Source organism: Caballeronia sordidicola, from assembly GCF_000729995.1.
Classification (GTDB): domain Bacteria; phylum Pseudomonadota; class Gammaproteobacteria; order Burkholderiales; family Burkholderiaceae; genus Caballeronia; species Caballeronia sordidicola_A.
In genome coordinates this window covers 1-340 of record NZ_JNFG01000194.1, presented here as the reverse complement: position 1 = coordinate 340, position 340 = coordinate 1, and the positions used below count along the sequence as shown (strand labels likewise).

Below are 340 nucleotides of genomic sequence, written 5' to 3'. Positions count from 1 at the left end.
CATCCAGGCGTGTGCCTTTAGGGAAGTACTGACGTAGCAGGCCGTTCGTATTCTCGTTGCTACCGCGTTGCCAAGGACTTCGTGGATCGCAGAAATACACGTCGACCTCTGTGGCAAGCGTGAACGTCTTGTGGCTTGCCAGTTCGCGGCCACGGTCCCACGTGAGCGTTTGGCGCAACTCCTTAGGCAGCTTCTTCACCTGCTTGATCAGTGCCGACACGACGCTTGTAGTGTCTTTGCCTTGGACTTTCACCAGCATCACAAAGCGCGATTGGCGTTCAACCAGGGTCGCAATATGCGAGTTGTTCGAGCCCGATATCAAGTCACCTTCCCAGTGCCC

General features: G+C 55.9%; 1 protein-coding gene. It reads right to left on the bottom strand.

Annotation, left to right across the window (positions count from 1 at the left end):
* Nucleotides 1-340, bottom strand: a 340-nt coding sequence (locus FH08_RS0134360; RefSeq protein ID WP_031362682.1) for an IS30 family transposase, incomplete at both ends; no start/stop codon positions are given.